The 19,836-nt window shown below is 76.1% G+C and carries 18 protein-coding genes; 4 read left to right on the forward strand and 14 right to left on the reverse strand.

The features are described 5' to 3' along the window. Nucleotides 1–6 precede the first annotated feature (6 nt). Together IEV86_RS04695 and clpS are read right to left on the reverse strand one after the other, a co-directional pair. Nucleotides 7–732, reverse strand: a complete 726-nt coding sequence (locus tag IEV86_RS04695; RefSeq protein ID WP_052426220.1) for a DUF2017 family protein — start codon at nucleotides 730–732, stop codon at nucleotides 7–9. 1 nt (nucleotide 733) lies between these two features. Further along, nucleotides 734–1,009, reverse strand: coding sequence for an ATP-dependent Clp protease adapter ClpS (clpS, locus tag IEV86_RS04700; protein WP_043606809.1), 276 nt, complete (start codon nucleotides 1,007–1,009; stop codon nucleotides 734–736). A gap of 415 nt (nucleotides 1,010–1,424) precedes the next feature. Between clpS and IEV86_RS04705 the strand changes: the two genes are divergently transcribed. Next, a complete protein-coding gene (locus IEV86_RS04705; protein WP_043606811.1) occupies nucleotides 1,425–2,753 on the forward strand; it encodes a nicotinate phosphoribosyltransferase in 1,329 nt (442 codons plus the stop codon). Nucleotides 2,754–2,878: 125 nt separating this feature from the next. On the opposite strand, the gene IEV86_RS04710 is transcribed toward IEV86_RS04705, so the two are convergent. The 9 genes from IEV86_RS04710 to IEV86_RS04750 all read right to left on the reverse strand — a co-directional run bounded on the left by IEV86_RS04710 (nucleotide 2,879) and on the right by IEV86_RS04750 (nucleotide 11,912). Continuing rightward, a complete protein-coding gene (locus IEV86_RS04710; RefSeq protein WP_188484557.1) occupies nucleotides 2,879–3,031 on the reverse strand; it encodes a hypothetical protein in 153 nt (50 codons plus the stop codon). A gap of 171 nt (nucleotides 3,032–3,202) precedes the next feature. Continuing rightward, nucleotides 3,203–4,978 carry a DEAD/DEAH box helicase gene (locus IEV86_RS04715; protein WP_043606789.1) on the reverse strand — a complete coding sequence of 592 codons (1,776 nt, stop codon included), beginning with the start codon at nucleotides 4,976–4,978 and terminating at the stop codon, nucleotides 3,203–3,205. 56 nt (nucleotides 4,979–5,034) lie between these two features. Continuing rightward, complete coding sequence (locus IEV86_RS04720; RefSeq protein WP_043606791.1) at nucleotides 5,035–5,397, reverse strand: DUF3039 domain-containing protein; 363 nt, start codon at nucleotides 5,395–5,397, stop codon at nucleotides 5,035–5,037. Nucleotides 5,398–5,480: 83 nt separating this feature from the next. After that, on the reverse strand, nucleotides 5,481–6,263 hold the full coding sequence (nagB, locus tag IEV86_RS04725; protein WP_043606794.1) for a glucosamine-6-phosphate deaminase: 783 nt from the start codon (nucleotides 6,261–6,263) through the stop codon (nucleotides 5,481–5,483). Then, nucleotides 6,263–7,273, reverse strand: coding sequence for an ROK family protein (locus IEV86_RS04730; RefSeq protein ID WP_052426221.1), 1,011 nt, complete (start codon nucleotides 7,271–7,273; stop codon nucleotides 6,263–6,265). Before IEV86_RS04730 ends, nagB begins: the two co-directional genes overlap by 1 nt. Next, nucleotides 7,273–8,220, reverse strand: a complete 948-nt coding sequence (locus IEV86_RS04735; protein WP_438501604.1) for a carbohydrate ABC transporter permease — start codon at nucleotides 8,218–8,220, stop codon at nucleotides 7,273–7,275. Before IEV86_RS04735 ends, IEV86_RS04730 begins: the two co-directional genes overlap by 1 nt. After that, nucleotides 8,217–9,182, reverse strand: a complete 966-nt coding sequence (locus IEV86_RS04740) for a carbohydrate ABC transporter permease (RefSeq protein WP_043606796.1) — start codon at nucleotides 9,180–9,182, stop codon at nucleotides 8,217–8,219. The genes IEV86_RS04735 and IEV86_RS04740 overlap by 4 nt, the downstream gene beginning before the upstream one ends. 134 nt (nucleotides 9,183–9,316) lie before the next feature. Next, on the reverse strand, nucleotides 9,317–10,681 hold the full coding sequence (locus IEV86_RS04745; RefSeq protein ID WP_043606798.1) for an extracellular solute-binding protein: 1,365 nt from the start codon (nucleotides 10,679–10,681) through the stop codon (nucleotides 9,317–9,319). A gap of 82 nt (nucleotides 10,682–10,763) precedes the next feature. Then, the gene (locus IEV86_RS04750; RefSeq protein ID WP_043606799.1) at nucleotides 10,764–11,912 is read right to left on the reverse strand and encodes an ROK family transcriptional regulator; all 1,149 of its coding nucleotides are present in this window, start codon (nucleotides 11,910–11,912) and stop codon (nucleotides 10,764–10,766) included. Nucleotides 11,913–11,993: 81 nt separating this feature from the next. On the opposite strand from IEV86_RS04750, the gene IEV86_RS18165 reads away from it, so the two are divergent. Further along, on the forward strand, nucleotides 11,994–14,756 hold the full coding sequence (locus IEV86_RS18165) for a family 20 glycosylhydrolase (RefSeq protein ID WP_161784049.1): 2,763 nt from the start codon (nucleotides 11,994–11,996) through the stop codon (nucleotides 14,754–14,756). 3 nt (nucleotides 14,757–14,759) lie between these two features. On the opposite strand, the gene IEV86_RS04760 is transcribed toward IEV86_RS18165, so the two are convergent. From IEV86_RS04760 to IEV86_RS04770, 3 genes are read right to left on the reverse strand one after another with little or no spacing between them, the layout of a single operon-like run. Continuing rightward, nucleotides 14,760–16,367 (reverse strand): hypothetical protein, encoded by a 1,608-nt coding sequence (locus IEV86_RS04760; RefSeq protein ID WP_188484558.1) that lies wholly within the window; start codon nucleotides 16,365–16,367, stop codon nucleotides 14,760–14,762. Beyond that, nucleotides 16,343–17,119, reverse strand: coding sequence for an ABC transporter ATP-binding protein (locus tag IEV86_RS04765; protein ID WP_043610462.1), 777 nt, complete (start codon nucleotides 17,117–17,119; stop codon nucleotides 16,343–16,345). The genes IEV86_RS04760 and IEV86_RS04765 overlap by 25 nt, the downstream gene beginning before the upstream one ends. Nucleotides 17,120–17,142: 23 nt before the next feature. Further along, the gene (locus IEV86_RS04770; RefSeq protein ID WP_229734466.1) at nucleotides 17,143–18,216 is read right to left on the reverse strand and encodes an oxygenase MpaB family protein; all 1,074 of its coding nucleotides are present in this window, start codon (nucleotides 18,214–18,216) and stop codon (nucleotides 17,143–17,145) included. Nucleotides 18,217–18,407: 191 nt separating this feature from the next. Here IEV86_RS04770 and IEV86_RS04775 point away from each other — a divergent pair, with 191 nt between their 5' ends. Together IEV86_RS04775 and IEV86_RS04780 are read left to right on the forward strand one after the other, a co-directional pair. Beyond that, nucleotides 18,408–19,388: a DUF4349 domain-containing protein gene (locus IEV86_RS04775; protein ID WP_188484559.1), complete on the forward strand. Its 981-nt coding sequence runs from the start codon at nucleotides 18,408–18,410 to the stop codon at nucleotides 19,386–19,388. Nucleotides 19,389–19,600: 212 nt separating this feature from the next. After that, nucleotides 19,601–19,759: a hypothetical protein gene (locus IEV86_RS04780; protein ID WP_161784069.1), complete on the forward strand. Its 159-nt coding sequence runs from the start codon at nucleotides 19,601–19,603 to the stop codon at nucleotides 19,757–19,759. Nucleotides 19,760–19,836: the final 77 nt, after the last annotated feature.

Below are 19,836 nucleotides of genomic sequence, written 5' to 3' on the forward strand. Positions count from 1 at the left end.
GCGAGCCTAGTGCGGAGCCCCCGGGCCGGTCGGGTCGGGGTCGTCGTCCGTCCCCTCCGCGGCGGTACCGGACGCCGTGCCCGACGCGTCGTCGCCGCCGGCCTCCAGGCCCGCGATCATCAGCTCGACGAGCGACTCCTGGAGCAGGCTCAGCATGACGTAGACGGTGGCCAGGAGCCTGTGCGCCTGCTCGGTGGTGTCCTCGTCCTCGGGCCCGTCGGGTCCGTCGGCGTCCTCGAGCACGAGGCGGTAGAGCGCGTCGGCATCCGCGTCCGTGCGCACCGAGAGCCGCTCGGACGTGACGAGACGCACATCCGTGAGCGCCGCCGCGATCCGCGGTGCCTCGCTCGGCACGACCACGAGGTCCGGCCACGCGGCGTCGATGCAGGCGCGGAGCCGGAGGAGCTGGTCGGACTTGGTCGACCGCAGGTCGCCCTCCGTCAGGCGCCGGAACTCGGCCGCGACCTCCGCGTCCTCCGAGCCGTGCGGCAGGAGGCGCAGGACCGCGGGGTCGACCGGCGCCGGGAGGGCGTGCCCCTGCATGCGGACCTCGTCGAGCGGGTCCCCAGCATGCTCCCGGGCTCCGGCCTCGTCAGCGGCGACGGGGCGCTGCGGCCCCGTCGGCGCGTCGAGCAGCTCGACCACGTCGTCGACCACCTCGAGCAGGACGGCGCGCTCGGGCGCCTCGAGGCGTGCGACGAAGGCGGCACCCTCCTGGTGGAACGTGCGCACGTCAGCCGTCCGCCGGCTGGACGGTCGCCCACAGCCCGAAGCCGTGCATCGCCTGGACGTCGATCTCCATCTGCTCCCTGTTCCCCCGCGACACGGTCGCGCGCCCCTCGGTGTGCACCTGCAGCATGAGCCGGTGGGCGCGCTCGGCCGTGTAGCCGAAGTAGCTGCGGAAGACGTACGTCACGTAGCTCATGAGGTTGACCGGGTCGTTCCAGACGACCGTCGTCCAGCCGTCCCCGAGCGGCACCGGGGCGGACGCCACGTCCTGCGCGGGCATCGTCCCGGTCGACGGCGCGCTCACGCGCACCGCGGGCCGGCGGACGTCGGCCGGCGGCGGGAGCGCGTGCAGGCCGGGCCCCGGGCCCTCGCGCCGGTCGGCGGGCGCGAGGAGCCGGTAGGGCTCGAGGACGCGACGCGTGCGCGCGGCGCGTCCGGGCACGGCGAAGATCGTCCGCACCACCACGGACGTCCCTGCGCCACCCGACGCCACCTCACGCACGGGACAACTGTAGGCAGGCAGGGACGGACGGGGCGCGGCGACCCGCGCGGTCCGGGGGTCCGGCCGTCCCTGCGTCCGCCCCTCGGGCGTGCCCAGGCGGGACGCCCCACCCATTGCCTACCGTGTGCCCATGAGTGCGGAGCTGCCCTCGCCGTCCGACGACGTCCTCACGGCGCTGACCCCGACGGCGAGGATGCGGCCGTCGACGTCGCTGCTCACCGACCGGTACGAGCTGACGATGCTCCAGGCAGCGCTCGCGGACGGCACGGCGCACCGGCACTGCGTCTTCGAGGTGTTCAGCCGTCGCCTCCCGCACGGCCGCCGGTACGGGGTCCTGGCGGGGACGGGTCGCGTGCTCGAGGCGCTCGCGGACTTCCGGTTCGGCGAGGACGAGCTCGAGTTCCTGTCTCGCCACCGGGTGGTCGACGCGCCGACGCTCGCGTGGCTCGAGGACTACCGCTTCGGCGGCTCGATCACGGGGTACGCGGAGGGTGAGGTCTTCCTGCCCGGCTCACCGGTCATGGTGGTCGAGGGCACGTTCGCCGAGGCGCTGCTGCTGGAGACCCTCGTCCTGTCGGTGCTCAACTACGACTCGGCCGTCGCGTCCGCCGCGTCGCGCATGACGAGCGCGGCCGTGGGGCGCCCGTGCCTGGAGATGGGGTCCCGCCGGGCGCACGAGCACGCCGCCGTGGCCGCCGCACGGGCCGCGGTCATCGCGGGGTTCGCGGGGACGTCCAACCTCGAGGCGGGACGCCGCTACGACCTGCCGACGATCGGCACGGCTGCCCACTCGTACACCCTCGTGCACGACGACGAGCGCACCGCGTTCGCGTCGCAGGTCGCCGCGCAGGGCGCCGGGACGACGCTGCTGGTGGACACCTTCGACGTGGCCCAGGGCGTGCGGAACGCCGTCGACGTCGCGGGGCGGGACCTCGGCGCGGTCCGCCTCGACTCGGGCGACCTCCTCCAGCTCGCGCAGGAGGTGCGCGAGCAGCTCGACGGGCTGGGCGCGACCGGCACCCGGATCGTCGTCAGCTCCGACCTCGACGAGCACGCGATCGCCGCGCTCGCCGTGGCCCCCGTGGACTCGTACGGCGTGGGCACCTCCGTCGTCACGGGCTCGGGTGCTCCCACGTGCGGCATGGTCTACAAGCTCGTGGCACGCGAGGGACGCGACGGGACCCTGGAGCCGGTCGAGAAGGCGTCGGCGCGCAAGGGCTCGGTCGGCGGGCGCAAGTGCGCGGCCCGGCGCCTGGACTCCGAGGGGCGTGCGGTCGAGGAGGTCGTCGTGACGGGCCCGGACGACGCCGTCGCGACGTGGACCCCGGCGGAGGCCGAGCTGCGCCGCCTCATGGTCCCGCTCGTCGCGCACGGGGCCGTCGACACGCGGTGGACGGGGGCGGTCGGCGTGGCCAACGCCGTCGAGCGCCACCAGGCCTCGCGCGCCGAGCTGCCGCGCGGTGCGCGGCGGCTCTCGGTCGGCGACCCGGCGATCCCGACGACGGTCCTCCGGCTGACGTGAGCCGGCGGCGGCTCACCAGGGCCGCCGGCGGGGCCGCCGCCGCACGCGTCGAGGCCCGGCCCCCGCGAAGGGGGCCGGGCCTCGGCGTGTCGCTGACGTGCCGCCCGGCTCACGCCGGGCGGGAGTCAGACCCTCTTGCGACCACCGACCAGTCCGAGCACGAGGCTGACGACGAGGACGACGATGCCGAGCCAGATGAGGAACTGAGCGGCCTCGACCGCGATCCCGAACACCAGCAGGACGATGCCGACGATGAGGATGAGGAGCCAGGTGGGCATGGTCTCTCCCTTTCGTGAAACGCCCGCCGGTCGGCGGGCTTCCTGATCACGAGACTGGCAGCGCTTGAACCGGTCCGCATCCTGAAAGGGGGCTTGCGCGACAAGTCGCGCGGAAGTAGTGGACTGCTGGTAAAAGCGTCCGCCCTCGCTCGTGGCGGGCGGCTCCGAGGCTCACCGCCGGCCGACGAACCAGCCCCGGACCATCGCGGTGCGCGCCTCGAGCTGCTCCTCGGTCGCGGTCGCCACCTCGGGCCCGCCGCACCGCCTGCGCAGCTCGGTGTGCACCGTCCCGTGGGGCTGCCCGCTGCGCCGCGCCCACGCGCTGACCAGCGAGTTCAGCTCCTTGCGCAGGTCCGCGAGGCGGCGGTGGTCGACCACCGGGCGCGCGTCCGCCGCGTCGGCGCGGCCGCGCCCCCGACGGACCTGGTCGCTCTGCCGCTGGCTCAGCAGGGTCCGCACCTGGTCGGCGTCGAGCAGGCCCGGCAGCCCGAGGAAGTCGAGCTCCTCCTCCGAGCCGACGTCGGCACCGGTGCCGAACTCGCCCCCGTCGAACAGCACGCGGTCGAAGCTCGCCTGCGCCTCGAGGGCCTTGAACGTGCCGTCGACGCCGTCCGGGCCGACCGCGTCCGGGCCCTTCGCCTCGCGGTTCGCGTCGAGCAGGAGCAGGTCCTCCTCGGCCGGGGCGTCCTCACCCGTCGGCCGGTCGAGCGCGTGGTCCCGCTCGAGCTCGAGCGTGGCCGCGAGCGCGAGCAGCTGCGGGACCGACGGCAGGAACACCGACGCCGTCTCTCCGCGCCGCCGGACGCGGACGAAGCGCCCGACCGCCTGCGCGAAGAACAGCGGCGTCGCGGTCGAGGTCGCGTAGACGCCGACGGCGAGCCGCGGCACGTCGACGCCCTCGGACACCATCCGCACCGCGACCATCCACCGCGAGTCGCCCGCCGAGAACTCGTCGATGCGGCTCGAGGCCCCGTCGTCGTCGGAGAGCACGACGGTCGGCGCCTGGCCGGTGATCCGGCGCAGGTGGGCCGCGTAGGCACGCGCGTCGGTCTGGTCGGACGCGATGACGAGCGCGCCCGCGTCCGGCACGCTGCGGCGCACCTCGGACAGCCGCCGGTCCGCCGCGGCGAGCACGCTCGGGATCCACTCACCCTCGGGGTCGAGCGCCGTGCGCCACGCCTGGGCCGTCATGTCCTTGGTCAGCGCCTCGCCGAGGCGGGCGCTCACCTCGTCGCCGGCGCGCGTGCGCCAGCGCATCTGGCCGCTGTACGACAGGAAGAGCACCGGGCGCACGACGCCGTCGCGCAGGGCGTCGCCGTAGCCGTAGGTGTAGTCCGCCACCGAGCGCCGCACGCCGTCGGTGTCCGGCGCGTAGGTCACGAACGGGATCGGCGCCGTGTCCGAGCGGAAGGGCGTCCCGGTGAGGGCGAGCCGACGCGTCGCGCCCTCGAACGCCTCGCGCACCGCGTCGCCCCACGACAGCGCGTCCCCTCCGTGGTGCACCTCGTCGAGGATCACCAGGGTCGGCGCCGCGGCGGTGCGCGCAGCGTGCAGCGCGGGCTTGGTCGCGACCTGCGCGTAGGTCAGCGCGACGCCGTCGAAGTGGTGCCCGTGCCTGCCCTGGCTGTTGCGGAAGTTCGGGTCCAGGTGGATGCCGACGCGCGCGGCGGCGTCGGCCCACTGGCGCTTCAGGTGGTCGGTGGGCGCGACGACCGTGACGCGGCGCACGACCCCGCGCTCGAGCAGGTTCGTCGCGATGCGCAGCGCGAACGTCGTCTTGCCCGCGCCGGGGGTCGCGACCGCGAGGAAGTCCCGCGGCTGGCGGCTCTCGTACGCCTCGAGGGCGGCCGCCTGCCACGCGCGCAGCTTGTGCGCCGTGCCCCACGGCGCACGCGACGGGAACGCGGGCGACAGGTGCGAGGCAGCGGTCGCGGACGGCGCGGCCATCGAGCCCTGTCCGTGGTGCGGGCCGGGCTGGTGGCGTGCGCCGTGGTGCGGGCGGGTCACCGTCCGCCGGTGGAGTCGGAACCGGAACCGGAGCCGCCGCCGGAGTCCCCGCCGTCCTGCGGCTCGCGCAGGCCCTCGTAGATCTCCTTGCAGATGGGGCACACGGGGAACTTCTGCGGGTCCCGTCCGGGCACCCACACCTTCCCGCACAGCGCGACGACGGCGTTGCCGGTCATCGCGGACTCGAGGATCTTCTCCTTGCGCACGTAGTGCGAGAAGCGCTCGTGGTCCCCGGGCTCGACCTCCTCGCGGGTCTCGGTCCGCTCGAGCACGCTCGTGGAGGTGCCGCCGCCGTCGGCGGGCTCCCCCGGGTTCCTGTGCTCGAACGGGTCCGAGGGTCCGCTGGGGGTCTGGCTCATGCGCGCCAGTCTACGTCGCGGGCCCGACACGACCGGGGAGCCCGGCGGCGCCGGGCGGGGTGACGAACGCGACCCCGGCGCGGTCACAGGCCCTGCCACGCGGGCTTGTGCCGCCATGCGTCGCGGTAGTAGTCGGCGAGCTGCAGGCGGCTCGCGGCCGCCTCGTCGACGAGCACCGTCACGTGCGGGTGCATCTGGAGCACCGTCGCGGGCCACAGCGCGCTCACCGCGCCCTCGACGAGGTGGTGCACGGCCTCGGCCTTCGCACGTCCGGTCGCGAGCAGCACGAGGTGGCGCGCCGCCAGGATGGTCCCGAGCCCCTGCGTGAGGACGTGCTGGGGAACCGCCTCCGCGTCGCCGTCGAAGAAGCGCGCGTTGTCCTGCCGGGTCTGCTCGGTGAGCGTCTTGACCCGCGTGCGCGACGCGAGCGACGACCCCGGCTCGTTGAACGCGACGTGGCCGTCGGTCCCGATCCCGAGGACCTGCAGGTCGACGCCGCCCGCCGCGGCGATCGCCTCCTCGTAGCGGCGGCACGCCGCGGGCAGGTCCTCCGCCGTGCCGTCAGGTCCCTGGACGGCGTCCGGGTCGAGGTCGACGCGCGAGACGAGCTCGCGGTCGATCACCGCCCGGTACCGCTCGGGGTGGTCGGCCGGCAGGCCCACGTACTCGTCGAGGAGGAAGCCACGCGCCCGGGCGAACGACAGCCCCTCCTCGGCGTGCCGGCGCGCCAGCTCGTCGTACAGGGCGAGCGGGCTGGACCCCGTCGCGAGGCCCAGGACGGCGTCCGGCCGGCGGGACAGCAGTGCGCCGACGGCGTCGGCGGCGAGGCGGGCGAGCTGCGGACCCGGTGCGATGACGACCTCCATCACGCCACCGTGGCCGTCGTCGGCCGGGCAGGCAAGGGGCCCGCGGCGTGTCCCGGTCCGCGCCCGGCGTCCCGACCCACCAGCGCCGCGAGCGCGGCGCCGACCGGTGCGACGCGCGCTCCCGGCGGCGCGAGCCGGACGCGGTCGGCGAGCCCGAGGGTGGCGAGGAAGGACGACGCCGCCTCACGACGACCGAGGGCGCGGCGCACCGCGACGAGGAGCGGCTCGCCGACCTCGCTCACGCCGCCGCCCAGGACGACGTGCTCGACGTCGACCGTGAGGGTCAGCGTCTGGACCGCGGTCGCGACGGCGTCGGCGAAGCGGTCCCGGACGCGCACGGCGTCGACGTCCCCCGCGGCCGCCGCCCGGAACAGGTGCGCGGGCGCCGGGACGCCGTCGGGCGACGGCCAGGCCGCGTCGATCGCCGACCCCGACGCGTAGAGCTCGAGGCACCCGACCTGACCGCACGCGCAGCGCGGGCCGTCCGCCGCGTACGGCACGTGCCCCACCTCACCCGCGGCGCCGCGGTGACCACGGCGCAGCCGGCCGTCCAGCAGCAGGCCCGCGGCGACACCCGTGCCGAGCGCGAGGAACGCGAGGTCGCCCTCGAGGCCGAGCACGTGCGCGGCGCCCAGCGCGGCGACGTTGAGGTCGTTCTCGACCGTGACGGGCACCCCGAGCGCACCCGCGAGGCGCGCACCGAGCGGCTCGGGCTCGACGATGCCCAGGTTCACCGCGTGCGCGACCGTGCCGGCGCCCGGGAGCACGAGCCCGGGGACGCCCACGCCGACCGCCCCGACCTCGGCGCCGGGCACGAGCGCCGCGAGCCGTCCCGCGAGCGCGTCGACCGCGAGCGTCGCGGTCGCCACGACGCCGTCGGCACCGTGCCGCACCGCGAACCGGTCCTCCGCGACCACCGCGCCGTCCACGAGCAGCACGCCGTGCACCTTGGTGCCGCCGATGTCCAGGCCCACGACCACCTCGCGCGCGGACGCGACGTCGCCGCGCATCAGCCCTTCACCGCCCCGGCCACGAGACCGGCCGTCATGCGGTGCTGGACGACGAGGAAGAAGCAGATGACCGGCACGGCGATCAGGGTCGCACCTGCCATGACGACGCCCCAGTCGGTGGCCCGGTTCGCCTCGACGAGGCCCTGCAGCCACAGCGGCAGCGTGCGCCGGGCCGGGTCCGTCATGACGACGAGGGCGAGCGTGTACTCGTTCCACGCCTGGAGGAAGCCGTAGACGCCCGACGCGACGAGCCCGGGGGCGAGGAGCGGGAACGTGATGCGGAAGAACGCACCCGTCCGCGACAGCCCGTCCACGGTCCCGGCCTCCTCGAGCTCGACCGGGACGCCCTGCACGAACCCCCGGAGCATCCAGATCGTGAAGGGCAGGACGGCCGCGACGTACACGATGCTCAGCCCCGCGACGCGGTTGACGAGTCCCCAGCCGTCGAGCATCTGGTACTGCGAGATGAACAGCCCCTCGGCAGGGATCATCTGGACGACGAGCACCGTGACCACGAACGACCTCCGGCCCCGGAACCGGAACCGGCTCACCGCGAGCGCGGCGAGGAACGCGAACAGGATCGCGACGACGAGCACGATCGCGGTCACCGCGAGGCTCGTGCGGAAGGCCGTGTAGAAGGTGGGGTCCGCGAGCACGCGGCGCACGTTGGACAGCGTCCCGTCGACGGGGAAGAACGTGGGGTCGGGCGTGCGCAGCCGGTTGGTCGGCAGGAACGCGCTGACGACCATCCAGTAGATCGGGAAGACCCACAGCAGCGCGACGACGACGGCGAGCGCGCCGAGCAGCCACCGGACAGCGACCGCACCGGCCCCGCCGCGGCGACGTCCGCCCGTGCCGTCGGGTCGCACGACGGCGCGCCGTGGCGGGTCGCCCGCGCTCGCGTCGCGTCCCCTGGCCACCTCGACGGTGCTGGTCGGCCGGCTCACAGGTCCTCCTCCTGGCGCAGCATGCGGCGGATGTAGAAGGCGGTCAGCGCGAGCGTGAGGACGAGCATGATCGTCGCCATCGCGCCGGCCATGGAGAACTCCTTGGCGAGCGAGTAGATGTACGTCCCGAGCAGGTGCGTCTCGCGTGTGGGCGCCCCCGCCCGCTGCAGGACGTAGATCTGCGTGAAGACCCGCAGGTCCCAGATGACCTGGAGGAGCAGGACGACGAAGAGGACCGGCTTGACCATCGGGACCGTGACGAGCCGGAACCGCTGCCACGCGTTCGCGCCGTCGAGCTGCGCCGCCTCCATCGTCTCGGCGGGCACCTGGAGCAGGCCCGCGTAGACCGTGAACACCACGAACGGCACCGACATCCACACGACGACCACGGTCGCGACCGCGTAGAACGACAGCGGCTCGATGAGCCACGAGTGGTACCGCATGCCCTCCATGCCGAGCGGCTCGGCGAGCAGCCAGTTGACGACGCCGTACTGGGAGTCGAACAGCCACTGCCACACCGTCATCGTGGCGAGCACCGGGGTGCCCCACGCGAGCAGCATGCTCACCTGGAGCGTCATCCGGGCCGCTCGGCCCACGCGCGCCATGAGCACCGCGAGCGCCATCCCGATCGCCATCGTCAGCAGGGCGTTGACGAGGCAGAACGCGATCGAGCGGCCGATGACGGCCCACACGTAGGGGTCCGACAGCAGGGTCGTGTAGTTGTCGAGGCCGACCCACTCGGCCGGTCGCCCGAACTGCTGGGCGAGCCCGTACTCCTGGAAGGAGAGCACGAGCTGGCGCGCGAGCGGGTAGCCGAGCCCGACGAGGATCCCGACCGTCGCCGGCACGAGCAGGAGGTGTGCGCCGAGCGCGGGGCGGCGGCGTCGTCGGCCGGTCGCCGGGGCCGGCGAGAAGGGCGGTGGCGCCGGCGTCGCGGCGCGACCGGCGGGCAGGGCGGACATGAGGGCTCCACGGAGGTCGGAGGTCGGGTGCCGGGGCACGGGCGAGGCATCCGCGCGGCCCGGTGCACGCCGGGCGGTCCGCCCGACGGGTGACGTGGGACGTCACCCGTCGGGGCGCCGCCCGGCGTGCGGCGTCAGCTCAGCGTGTCGGCGATGAGCCGGTCGGTCTCCGCCGCCGTCGTCACGAGGTCCGCCCCGCTCGCGACCTTCTGGAAGAAGTCCTCGAGGATGCGCGCGCCCTCGACGTCGGCCCACTTCTCGGCCGGCGGCGTGAGCTTCGCGTCGAGCGCGGCCGCGATGGCCGCCTGCGAGTACGCGTCGTCACCCATCGCGGACGTGTAGGTGCTGTTGCCGGGGATCAGCCCGCCCTCGGCGAGCATCGTCTGGTACTCCTCGCTGAAGATCAGCCGGATGAGCTCGGCCGCGAGCTCCTGGTTCTGGCTCTTGGCCGGGATCGCGATGTTCGAGCCGCCCGCGAACACCGTCGCGACCTCGCCCGCGGTCGGGCCGGGCAGCGGGAAGATGCCGGTCCGCTCCTCGTTGCACGCCTGCTGCTCGGCCCTCAGGGCCGTGGCCTCGTCCGAGGTGTCCTCCGGGTCGACGCCCTTGTTGCACTCGGGCAGGTCGATGCTCCAGCGCGCCCACGTCGGCGCGGAGAACATCGCGGCCTCGCCGTTGTTGAACGGCACCCACGGCTCGTTCGAGTCGGCGTCGCGCGGGGCGGACGTGGCCTCGGTGAACAGACGCTGCACCTCGGCGAGCGCCTCCTGCGACTCGGGGCTGCTCAGCGCACCGGTCCACTGGTCGCCGTCCTGCACGGCGAGCTCACCGCCGTACGTGTAGATCCAGGCGGTGCCGTTGTACCAGTCCTGTCCCGGGAACCAGAAGCCCGAGAAGGCCGGCGTCCCCGAGGGGTTGGCCTCCTGCAGCGCGATCGCCGTCTCGGTGAACTCGTCGAGCGTCGTGGGCACCTCGAGCCCCGCCGCCTCGAGCAGGTCCTTGCGGTAGAAGACCGCACGCGCGCCGGAGTAGTACGGCAGGGCGTACACGGTGCCGTCGACCGAGCCGGCCTCGACGAAGCCCTGGAGGAGGTCCTCGCCGCCGACCTCCTCGTACAGGTCGGTGACGTCGGCGAACGCGCCGGCGTAGGTGAACGCGGCGGCCTGGGTGTTGCCGATCTCGACGACGTCGGGCGTCTGGGACTCCGACGTCAGCGCGGTCTGCAGGCGCGGCACGAGGCCGTTCCAGTCCTGCTCCTCGATCACGAGGGTCGAGCCGGGGTTCTGCTCCTCGAAGGTCTCCACGAGCCACGTGCGCAGCTCGTCCGACGTGTCGCCGCCGTTGAGCCAGAGCCGGATCTCGGCGCCCTCGGAGACCGCGTCGCCGCTGCCGCTGCCGCTGCCCTCGCCGCCCGAGCCGTCGTCGCCTTCGCCACCGCCGCAGGCGGACAGCGCGAGGACCGCGGCGAGCGTGAGAGCACCACTACGTACGATTCTCACGTGAGGTTCCTTCCTGGTGGAGGACGGTGCTGGCGGCACCGCCGCTGGGGGGTTTCTCGCTGCACGACCGGCCGGCTCGGGGTCAGGTGACCCCGAGCTGGCCGGACAGGACCAGCACGGCGGCCCCGCTGAGGGCGCCGTCCTCCCCGAGGCTCGTCATCCGCAGCTGCACGCGGCCGCCGATGACGGGCATGGTCCGCTCCCTCAGGGCGTCGAGCGCCGCCGAGCGGAGGGGCCCGTCGAGGAGCTCCGGAGGGCCCGAGAGGACGATCTCCGAGAGGTTGAGGGCGCTCACGACCGGCGCGAGCACGATGCCGAGACGTCGACCGACGGCGGCGAGCACCTGCTCGCGCTCGTCCGCGCCCAGGCCCGCCGTCCGGCGGCGCAGCGCCGGGACCGACAGGACCGTCTCGAGGCAGCCGCTCCGGCCGCACGCGCAGCGCTCGGGCGGGGCGAGCAGCGACGTGCCGGGTGCGTCGCGCTCGTCGACCACGGTGACGTGCCCGATCTCGCCCGCGGCGTGGCCGTCGCCCTGCACGAGCGACCCGTCGACGACGATCCCCGCCCCGACGCCCTCGCCCACCGTGAGGACCACGAGGCCGCGGCCGTCGGCACCGCCGTACGTGAACTCGCCGAGGCACGCGGTGTTGGCGTCGTTGGCGACGTGGACGGGCAGGCCGAGCGCGTCGGCGAGGGTCGCGGCGAGCGGCACGTCGAACCACCCGCGGTTGGGCGCCTCCAGCACGGTCCCGTCGGCGTCGACCACGCCGGGCGAGCCGACGCCCACGCCGAGGACGGGCTGGGTCGCGGCGTCGACGAGCTCGGCGCAGAAGGTCACGAGCGCGTCGACGGCCTCCTGGCCCGTGCGTCCGTCGACGGGGGCCGCACGTCGCTCGAGGACCTGCCCGGTGAGGTCGAGCACGGCGCCGTGCATGACGGCGTCCGCCGCGAGGTCCACCGCCACGACCTGGAACGCCTCGGTGCGCAGCCCGACGAGCGTCGCGGGCTTGCCGACCCTCCCCTCGGCGCGGACGCCGAGCTCGGCGACGAGGCCGTCCGCGACGAGCGACGCGACGAGGTCGGACACCGTCACCTTGGTGAGGCCGGTCGACCGCGCGAGGTCGGCGCGCGACAGCGGGCCGTCGTGGAAGAGGCGCTGCAGGACCATCGCACGGTGGTGCGTCCGGGCGTCCTCGGGCAGCACCTTCGTCGTCGGCCGGAGCGTTCTCACATTCGTTAGTGAACCTTCCTTACTATGCTGACGTCAACACCCGATGATCGGACGAGCAGCCCCACCGGACCGGAGGACGACATGAGCGAGCACACGCGCGAGCACGAGCCGGACCGGACCGCGTCCGGCGCGCCGACCCTCCTGCGCGGGCGCGTGGTGCTCCCGGACCGCGTGCTCGCCGACGGTGTCGTCGTCGTCGAGGGCGACCGGATCACGTGGGTCGGGCCCGCCGACGACGCGCCGCCGCACCTCGGGGCGTCGGGGCCCTCGCTGCCCTCCCCCACCGGGCTCACGCTCCTGCCGGGTCTCGTCGACCTGCACTGCCACGGCGGTGGCGGCGCGGGCTTCCCCGACGCACCGACTCCCGACGAGGCGCGCCGGGCCGTCGCCGAGCACCTGCGCCACGGCACGACGTCGCTCGTCGCGTCGCTCGTCACGGCCGACGGCGCGACGCTCGTCGCGCGCACCGCGGTCCTCGCCGAGCTGGCGGAGGCCGGCGAGATCGCGGGCATCCACCTCGAGGGCCCGTTCCTGTCCTCCGCCCGGTGCGGCGCGCAGGACCCCGCGCTGCTCGTCCCGGGCGACGTCGCGCTCGTCGAGGAGGTCGCCCGGACGGCGCGCGGCCACCTCGCGACGATGACGGTCGCGCCCGAGGTCGACGGCGTCCTGGGGCCCGACGGCGTCGTCGAGGCGCTCGCCCGCGCGGGTGCCGTGCCGTCGATCGGCCACACCGACGCCCCGGCCGGCCTGGTGCGCGAGGCCGTCGTGGCATGCCGAGCGGCGCTCGCCGTCCCGCCCGCGCGCTCGCCGCGCCCCACGGTGACCCACCTGTTCAACGGGATGGCCCCGCTGCACCACCGCGACCCGGGCGCCGTCGCGGCGTGCCTCGCGGCCGCGGCGCGCGGCGACGTCGTGGTCGAGCTCATCGGCGACGGCGTCCACCTCGCCCCCGAGACGGTCCGGGCCGTCATGGACGTCGCTCCCGGGTCGGTCGCGCTCGTGACCGACGCGATGGCGGCGGCCGGCATGCCCGACGGCGCGTACCGCCTGGGCAGCATGGACGTCGAGGTCGCCGACGGCGTCGCGCGGCTCGCGGGCGGGGGCGCGATCGCGGGCGGGACGGCGCACCTCCTCGACGTCGTGCGCGCCACCGTCGCGGCCGGCGTACCGCTCGTCGACGCCGTCCGCGCGGCGTCGCTCACGCCCGCCGAGGTGCTGGGCCGTACGGACGTCGGCGCACTCGAGGCGGGACGGCGGGCGGACCTCGTGCTGGTCGACGACGACCTGCGGGCGGTCCGCGTGCTCCGTTCCGGCCGCTGGGTCGCCGGGACCGAGGACGGGCTCGTGCCGCTCCCGCTCGTCGTCGACGCCCCGACGGGGACGCCCGTCCCGCTCGGCGCCGGCTCCCCCGTGGTCGCCGACGGGCGCGCGCAGGAGGTGACCGCGGTCGTGGCGGACCGCCTCGCGCGTGCCGAGGCCGCACGGACCGGGGCCGGGACGTCCGGCTCGGCCCGCGCGTCGGCGGCGACCCAGGGGTCGCCGCGCCCGGTCCGCCTGCGCCTGGTCGACGCCGTGCCGGGGCTGGCGGAGGCCCTCGACCGCCCGCACGGTCGTGACCACGTCGGCGAGGCCGCCGTCCGCGAGGCGTACCGCCTCGTCGTCGACGCCGACGGCGCGCTGGTCGAGGCCGTCGACCTGCCGGGCCTGCTGCACGGGTCCGCGACGCTCGCGAGCCTCGTCGCGCGCGACGGCGCGGTCCACCCCGTCGTCGTCGTCGACGTGCCCCGGTACGCGTGGCGCGGGCTCTCGGTCGACGTCGCGCGGCACCCGCTCGCGCTCGACGAGCTGCTCGTGCTGGTCGACCTGGCCGCGGACCTGCGGCTCAACCACCTGCACCTGCACCTCACCGACGACCAGGGCTGGCGCCTCGAGGTGCCCTCGCGCCCCGCGCTCACCGAGCGGTCGGGCGGCACGGCCGTCGACGGCGACCCGGGCGGGTTCCTCATGGTCGCGGACTGGGCGTCGCTCGTCGGGCACGCGGCGGCGCGCGGCGTCACGGTGGTCCCCGAGGTGGATCTGCCGGGCCACGTCAACGCGGCGCTGCACGCGTACGGCGAGCTCACGCCCGAGGGCGAGCCCGCACCCGCCTACACCGGGATCGAGGTCGGGTTCAGCCGCCTGCACGCCGACCTGCCCGCGACCCGACCGTTCCTCGAGGACGTCCTGCGCGACGTCGCCGTGATGACGCCGGGCGCGCCCGTGCACGTCGGCGGCGACGAGGTCCTCACGATGGGCCGCGACGAGTACGCGCGCCTCGTCCGCACCGCCGCCGACGTCGTCGAGGCGCAGGGCCGCACGGTCGTCGCGTGGCAGGAGGCCGCGAACGCACCGCTGACCCCGGGCACGGTCCTGCAGCTGTGGGACGAGCGCGAGGACACGGCCGAGCTCGTCGCCGCCGTGCGCGACGGCGCGCGCCTGCTCCTGTCACCCGCGAGCCGCGTGTACCTCGACATGAAGTACGACGCGACGTCGCCGCTCGGCCTCGAGTGGGCCGGGCACGTGACGCTCGAGCGGTCCTACGAGTGGGACCCGTCCACGACGGTCCCGGGGGTGCCGCCCGAGGCGGTCGTCGGGGTCGAGGCCGCCGTGTGGTCGGAGACGACGCGCTCGCTCGCGGACGTCACGTGGCTGCTGCTCCCGCGGCTCGCCGCCGTCGCGGAGGTCGCCTGGAGCGCGCAGGGACGCCGCGACCTCGCGGGCTTCACGCGCCGCGTGCCGGCGGTCGCGCGTCGGTGGGACGCCGCGGGCCTGCGCTGGCACCGCACGCCGGGGGTGCGGTGGTGACGCTCACGAGCGCAGGCGGGTCAGGAGCCTGACGGCGCCGCGGTCGAGCACGCGGCCCCCGAGCACGACGCCGCACGCGAGCGCCGCCCCGCCGACCACGGCCCCGACGGCGAGCGCGACCCACCCCAGACGCGCGTCGCGCCACACGGCGAACGCGTACGCCACGAGGACGGGCGCGCACACGACCGCCGTCGCGACGCTGCTGACGAGCTGCGCGACGAGGCTCGCGCCGACCGACCCGGGCGGTGCCGCGTACGGGTCGCCGCCGGCGGCGGGCACCGGGTAGACCAGCGCGGCGCTCGTCACGGCCGAGACGCCGAGCCCGGCACCGAGCACCCCGAGCCCGGCGCCGACCGACGCGGCGGCGAGGTCGGCACGCCCCGCGACGAGCGCGCCCCCGACGCCGACCACGACGACCAGGGGCACAGCCCACACGAGGACCCCGACCGCGCGACCGAGCCGGTCCGACCACCCGGGCACGCGCGCAGCGACGTGCAGCCAGAACGCCGACCCGTCGTAGGCGACGTCGTCGTGGCGCCCCCACCCGATCGACCCCGCGACGAACGGTGCGAGCCCGAGCGGGAGAGCCGCGGGCGTGTCGACGACGGTCGCGACGAGCACGACGATGAGCACGGGCGCCGCGACGCTCCCGAGGAGCGCGGCGGCGTAGCGCGGGTCGGCGGTCCACGACCGCAGCGAGCGCAGGGCGACCGCGGTGGCCGCGACACCACCGGGGCCGCCCCAGCGCCCGCGGGCGACGCGAGCGACCACGGGCAGGACCCCGTCGGTCCGGCGCCGCAGCGCGCCGTGCTGCGCCGGAGGGCGCACGACAGCGAGCCGCATCAGGCGCGTCCACGCGAGCACGGCCGCGGCGAGCGAGCCCACGGCGACGGCGCCCCGGCCGACCGCGCCGGGCACGTCCCCCGCGGCGAGCGCGGCAGGGGCGGCCCAGCCGGCCGCGAGCGGCGTCCACCCGAGGACCTCGGCGACGGCCGGGACCCGCTCGAGCGCACCCTCCAGGCCGAGCCGTCCGACACCCGCGACCACCGCGACGAGCGCGAGGACGCCGACCAGCGCGAGGACCAGACCCGCCTCGCGCGCACGCCGCGCACCCAGGGCACGCGCGACGGCACCGGTCGCGACGCGCGACGTGACCACGCACGTGGCTGCGAGGACCGGAGCGAGGACGGCCGCGACGACGAGCGCGGGGCGCGTGCCCGGCCCGCCCCACACGATCACCGGCGCGAGGCACACCATCGCGGTGAAGGCCGTCGGCACGCCGAGCAGCGACGCGAGCAGCAGGCCCGGGACGAGGCGGTGCGGCGGGACTCCGCTGGTCGCGAACCGGCGCACGTCGAGCGAGTCGTCGAGCGACGGCAGGACGACGGGCACGACGGCCCAGCCGACGGCGAGCAGCGTGCCGGCGACGACGAGCACGTCGTGCGCGACGTCGACGCCCTGGCCCGAGAGCCACACCGCGCCGCTGAGCACGCTCGGCAGCGCGAGCAGCGCCCACAGCACGCCCACGACGAGGAGCACGAGCCGCCACGGCTCGGCACGCAGCGTGTTGCGCAGGAGCGCGAACCTCAGCCGGAGGACGGTCGCAGCCACGACAGCTCCACCGGCCCGGCGCCGCCGCCGAGCAGCTCGACGAAGCGCTGGTCGAGGCCGCGCCCCGCGCTGACCTCCTCGACCGTCCCCGCCGCGAGGACGCGGCCGGCCGCGACGACGGCGACGTGGTCGCACGTCGCCTCGACCAGCGCCATGACGTGGCTCGACAGCACGACGGTCCCGCCCTCGGCGACGAACGAGCGCAGGATGCCGCGGATCGCCGCGGCCGAGACCGGGTCCACGGCCTCGAACGGCTCGTCGAGGACGAGCAGGCGGGGCGCGTGCACGAGGGCGCACGCGAGCGCGGCCTTCTTGGTCATGCCCGCCGAGTAGTCGGTGACGAGGGTGCGTCCCGCGCCGCCGAGGTCGAGTGCGGCGACCAGGTCGTCGCGGCGCGCGGCGACGACGTCGGGTCGCAGCCCGCGCAGGAGACCCGCGTACGCGATGAGCTCGGGACCGGTCAGACGGTCGAAGAGGCGCAGCCCGTCCGGGAGCACCCCGACGAGCGCCGCGGCGCGTGCCGGCTCGCGCCACACGTCGACGCCGTGCACGTGCACCGTCCCGGTGTCGGGCTCGAGGAGACCCGTGGCCATCGAGAGCGTCGTCGTCTTGCCCGCGCCGTTGGGACCGACGACGCCGTAGAAGGAGCCCGCGGGGATGTCGAGGTCGAGCGCGTCGACCGCGACCGTGCGACCGAAGCGCTTGCCGAGGCCGCGCAGCCGCAGGGCCGGGACGGCGGGCTCGGGAGGCACGCGTCGAGCGTACGGCGCGCGGGTCAGCCGCCCGCGAGCGCGGCGTCCGTCCGGGTGGTCGTGGTCGCGGCCGCGTCGTCGTCGGCGGCCGGTCGGGTGACGTGCGCGGTGCCCGTCGGGGCAGCCGGCGGGGTGAGCACGAGCGGGCCCGGCGGCTGCGCGGGGGGCGCGGCGGCGAGCGCCCAGCGGATCGCCCCGGTCGCGAACCGGCCGACGGGGCGCAGCACCGCGGCGTCGACCGCGGGGACGTCGGGCAGGCGCAGCGGTGCGCGCGACCAGCGCGGCATGAGCGCGATGCCCGCGGAGGTGATGAGCCCGTAGGCCGGCCGCACGACGGCGGGCAGGGGCGGCTCGCGGAGCAGGAAGTGCGCGGCCTCGAGCGCGGCGGGTGTCGCGCGCAGCTCGGGCCGGTAGGCGTCCAGCTGCTGCTGGAGCTCGGCGTACGTCAGGGGCAGTCCCGTCGCCCCGAGGCGCTCCCCCACGACGGCGGCCTGGCGGACGTACTCGTCGCAGCCCGCGGCGTCGAGCGGGCGGCGCCCGTACCGCTGGTGCGCGGCGAGGAAGCTGTCGACCTCGGCGACGTGCACCCACCGCAGGAGGTGCGGGTCGGACGCGTCGTAGGGCTCGCCGTCGGGCGTGGTCCCGCGGATGCGGCGGTGCACGGCCTTGACGACCTCGATCGCCTGCTCGGCGTCGGCGACCGTCCCGAACGTCGTCGTCGCGAGGAACGTCGCGGTGCGCTGCAGGCGACCCCACGGGTCGGCGCGGTAGCCCGAGTGGCCGGCGACGGCGGCCATGGCCCGCGGGTGCAGCGACTGCAGGAGCAGCGCGCGCACGCCGCCCGCGAACATCGACGCGTCGCCGTGGACGCGGCCGACGGGGCTCGCGGGGTCGAACCAGCGCGGGCCGGGGGTCGCGTGGATCGCGTCGCGCGCGGCCGACGGGTCGGGCCCCGCGACGCGCGTGAGCAGCGCGTGCGCGGCGCGCTGCTGGACGGTGCGCGCCGCCGTCCCGGTGCGGCCCGCCGCACGACGCGCCGCGCCGACGGCCTCCCTCGCGGGGGCGGGGCGGGCAGCGGGACGTGCGGGGGGCGCCATCGGGTCATCGTCACACGCACCACCGCACCGCTCCTCCCCGCAGCGGGACGTCGTCCTCAGCAGGCTCTCAGGTCACGGCCCGCCGACGCGGCGGTCACGGACGGGTCACCGTCCGCACCCGACCGCATCGATCCCGTCACGATCCACCCGATCGGTCCGGTCGGGCCCGCGGCGGCTCCTAGCGTTCGGGCATGCGCACCGCTCCCGCCCTCGCCCTCGCCGCCCTCCTCGCCCTGGCCGGGTGCTCGGCGTCGGGAGCGACGGCCGAGTCGGCGGACGGCGGCGAGGCGGGCTACGCGGTCGAGGAGGGCACCGCCGCGGACGAGGCGACCGGCGGCGCGGGCGGCGGTGCCGAGGCCCCGGCGGCGGACGGCGTGGACCTCACGGCCTCGCCGCGGCAGGTCGTCACCGAGGGGTCGGTCACCCTCACGGTCGAGGACCCGCGGGGCGCCGCGCGCGACGTCGCGCTGGTGGCGGAGCGCGTCGGCGGCCACGTCGAGGAGCGCGTGGAGCAGGCCGGCAGCGGCGAGGACGCGCTCGACGCGTCGGCGAGCGTGGTCGTGCGCGTGCCCGCGGCCGAGGTCACGGGCGTGCTCGAGCGCCTCGAGGAGCTCGGCGAGGTCGTCTCGGTGCGCATGAGCACCACCGACGTGACCGGCCAGGCCCAGGACCTCGACGCGCGCGTGCGCGGCCTGCAGATCTCGATCGGGCGCCTCGAGGCGATGCTCGCCGAGGCGCGCACGACGTCGGACCTCGTCTCCGCCGAGCAGACCCTCACCGACCGTCAGGTCGAGCTCGAGCGCCTGCAGTCGCAGCGGGCGTCGCTCGCGGACCGCGTCGAGATGTCGACGCTGCGCGTCGAGCTGTGGACCGCCGAGGCCGCGCCGGAGACCGCGCCCGAGCGCACGGGCTTCCTCGGCGGGCTCCAGTCGGGCTGGGACGCGCTCCTCACGACGCTCGGCGCGGCGCTGCTCGTGCTCGGCGTCCTCCTGCCGTGGGCCCTGTTCGCGGGCGTCGTGCTCCTGGCCGCGCTCGCGCTGCGGTCCCGCATGCGGCGGTCGGCGACGACGGCGTCGTCGGCCGCTCCCGACGGCCCCGCCGGCCCCGCGGGCGAGCCCCGCGAGCCGGTGGGCGCGGGCGGCCCGAGCGGTCCGGCGGGCACGGGACGCTGAGCGGCCCCGCCGGGGACGCGGGGCTGGGCCGGGCGGGGCGTCGCCGCCCGGGCGTGAGACCTACTTCACCCCTGAAGTACCCACGACGACGACGCCGCGGTGCCACGCTCGGAGCAGCGGACCACCACCCCGGTCCGCCCACCGCGACGACGCGACCCGCCTGCGCGGTGACCCCCCGGCGGTCCCGGCCGCCAGCAGTGCAGGAGGACCCCGTGCACCCGGATCTGTACCTCGTCGTCTACCGCCACGCCGAGCGCGAGCTCGAGCGCAGGCTCGAGCGGCGGCGCTCCGCCCTCGCCCGCGGCGGCGACGCCCCGCGCGCCGGCCGCAAGGGCCGTGAGCGGCACCGGAGGCACGCGCACCACGCGTGAGGTGAGCGCACGGCGCTGACGGCGGTCCGTGGCCCAGCCCGACCAGCCGCCGACCACCCGGACGGGTTGTCCACAGG

The organism is Cellulomonas carbonis (assembly GCF_014636275.1).
Classification (GTDB): Bacteria; Actinomycetota; Actinomycetes; order Actinomycetales; family Cellulomonadaceae; genus Actinotalea; species Actinotalea carbonis.

What these genes read in the sequence shown, in the direction of transcription:
- clpS (WP_043606809.1), bottom strand. Translation starts at nt 1,009, where the DNA reads ATGCCCGCGCAGGACGTGGCGTCCGCCCCGGTGCCGCTCGGGGACGGC.
- IEV86_RS04705 (WP_043606811.1), top strand. Translation starts at nt 1,425, where the DNA reads ATGCGGCCGTCGACGTCGCTGCTCACCGACCGGTACGAGCTGACGATG.
- IEV86_RS04710 (WP_188484557.1), bottom strand. Translation starts at nt 3,031, where the DNA reads ATGCCCACCTGGCTCCTCATCCTCATCGTCGGCATCGTCCTGCTGGTG.
- IEV86_RS04715 (WP_043606789.1), bottom strand. Translation starts at nt 4,978, where the DNA reads ATGGCCGCGCCGTCCGCGACCGCTGCCTCGCACCTGTCGCCCGCGTTC.
- IEV86_RS04720 (WP_043606791.1), bottom strand. Translation starts at nt 5,397, where the DNA reads ATGAGCCAGACCCCCAGCGGACCCTCGGACCCGTTCGAGCACAGGAAC.
- nagB (WP_043606794.1), bottom strand. Translation starts at nt 6,263, where the DNA reads ATGGAGGTCGTCATCGCACCGGGTCCGCAGCTCGCCCGCCTCGCCGCC.
- IEV86_RS04730 (WP_052426221.1), bottom strand. Translation starts at nt 7,273, where the DNA reads ATGCGCGGCGACGTCGCGTCCGCGCGCGAGGTGGTCGTGGGCCTGGAC.
- IEV86_RS04740 (WP_043606796.1), bottom strand. Translation starts at nt 9,182, where the DNA reads ATGTCCGCCCTGCCCGCCGGTCGCGCCGCGACGCCGGCGCCACCGCCC.
- IEV86_RS18165 (WP_161784049.1), top strand. Translation starts at nt 11,994, where the DNA reads ATGAGCGAGCACACGCGCGAGCACGAGCCGGACCGGACCGCGTCCGGC.
- IEV86_RS04770 (WP_229734466.1), bottom strand. Translation starts at nt 18,216, where the DNA reads ATGGCGCCCCCCGCACGTCCCGCTGCCCGCCCCGCCCCCGCGAGGGAG.
- IEV86_RS04775 (WP_188484559.1), top strand. Translation starts at nt 18,408, where the DNA reads ATGCGCACCGCTCCCGCCCTCGCCCTCGCCGCCCTCCTCGCCCTGGCC.